Origin of the sequence: Enterobacter sp. SENG-6 (genome assembly GCF_001605945.1) — a bacterium.
Lineage (GTDB): Bacteria > Pseudomonadota > Gammaproteobacteria > Enterobacterales > Enterobacteriaceae > Enterobacter > Enterobacter cloacae.
Genome location: NZ_LOMM01000060.1, coordinates 1 through 1738, shown reverse-complemented (window position 1 = coordinate 1738; position 1738 = coordinate 1). Strand labels below are relative to the sequence as shown.

Annotated in this window: 1 protein-coding gene and 1 pseudogene; one reads left to right on the top strand and one right to left on the bottom strand. The window is 49.1% G+C overall.

The features are described from left to right. Window positions 1–78 precede the first annotated feature (78 nt). A pseudogene (gene mrkJ, locus AX755_RS20430) lies at window positions 79–726 on the bottom strand (cyclic-di-GMP phosphodiesterase MrkJ); the annotation flags it as partial. Window positions 727–973: 247 nt separating this feature from the next. Between mrkJ and AX755_RS20425 the strand changes: the two are divergent. Then, window positions 974–1671 (top strand): IS1 family transposase gene (locus AX755_RS20425; protein ID WP_230161716.1). Its coding sequence is split into 2 segments (ribosomal slippage): window positions 974–1223 and window positions 1223–1671, totalling 699 coding nucleotides; the frame shifts between segments, so codons are not numbered across the junction. Window positions 1672–1738 lie beyond the last annotated feature (67 nt).

Sequence of the window (1738 nt, the reverse complement as noted above, 5' to 3'; positions counted from 1 at the left end):
TATGCCTGAAAGCGTGCGTATTGCCTGAAAACACAACCCGCTACGGGGGAGACTTACCCGAAATCTGATTTATTCAACAAAGCCCTCCATTCCCTGCAGCCATTCTTTATGGGCTTCGCTTTCGACACCTTCAATAATCACATTATGATGGTTGCGCGATAAAAAGGTCACCAGCGCATCCATCAGCTGGCGGCCGGACTCTTTGCGCATCAGGTGCCAGAAAAAATCCTTATCAATTTTCACATAGTCAAAGTGATAACCGCGAATAGCGTTAATTCCCGCGTAGCCGGAGCCGAAGTCGTCGAGCCACAGTGAGGTATCCTGTGGGCTCTGCCAGGCGGCAAGAGAATTATGCAGCAGATTCTCGGCGTTTTCGGTTACCTCGAAATGGACGCAGGTCAGGGCGGCGACTTTGGCTTTTATATCCTTCTGGCGCAACAGGTTCAGGATATGGTCATCAACGTTAATTGTTGCGGAAATATGGTTACGTAAAAACCAGGCTTTATGCTTTTCAATCAGTGCCAGTTGTTCGAGAAAAATACGTTCACGAACGGCGGCGGTAGCATGGCGGAAAAAATCTTCGGGGGAAATAGAAAGATTATCAAAGCGGCTTAAGCATTCCACCGCGACCAGAGTACCTTGTGGGGAAAACATTTTCTGAAAGACGTAGCGTACAGCGATATCATTACGAGATAAAATGTTGTCTTCGAATATTTTAGTGTTCATTATCCCTCTTCACGAGGTTAGTCAGACAATAGGCAGAGGATACATTAATTATAGGCTACCTGATGATTAATGGGAATGGCGGGAAATGTAAATCAACAGCGAATAAGTACGCTTTATCCGCTACTGATTTACCGGGAGAACATTTAGCATTGATGGAGAGCGGCAATACGCTGATTCATAGTGCGGGAATTAGGTGATGCTGCCAACTTACTGATTTAGTGTATGATGGTGTTTTTGAGGTGCTCCAGTGGCTTCTGTTTATATCAGCTGTCCCTCCTGTTCAGCTACTGACGGGGTGGTGCATAATGGCAAAAGCACTGCCGGACATCAGCGCTATCTCTGCTCTCACTGCCGTAAAACATGGCAACTGCAGTTCACTTACACCGCTTCTCAACCCGGTACGCACCAGAAAATCATTGATATGGCCATGAATGGCGTTGGATGCCGGGCAACCGCCCGCATTATGGGCGTTTGCCTCAACACGATTTTACGTCACTTAAAAAACTCAGGCCGCAGTCGGTAACCTCGCGCATACAGCCGGGCAGTGACGTCATCGTCTGCGCGGAAATGGACGAACAGTGGGGCTATGTCGGGGCTAAATCGCGCCAGCGCTGGCTGTTTTACGCGTATGACAGGCTCCGGAAGACGGTTGTTGCGCACGTATTCGGTGAACGCACTATGGCGACGCTGGGGCGTCTTATGAGCCTGCTGTCACCCTTTGACGTGGTGATATGGATGACGGATGGCTGGCCGCTGTATGAATCCCGCCTGAAGGGAAAGCTGCACGTAATCAGCAAGCGATATACGCAGCGAATTGAGCGGCATAACCTGAATCTGAGGCAGCACCTGGCACGGCTGGGACGGAAGTCGCTGTCGTTCTCAAAATCGGTGGAGCTGCATGACAAAGTCATCGGGCATTATCTGAACATTGATGTAGCCCCCTGAAACACCAGACAGTAGCTGTATCTCCAGATAAGAGATAGGCTTGAATATATGTCTAACACTAACACCA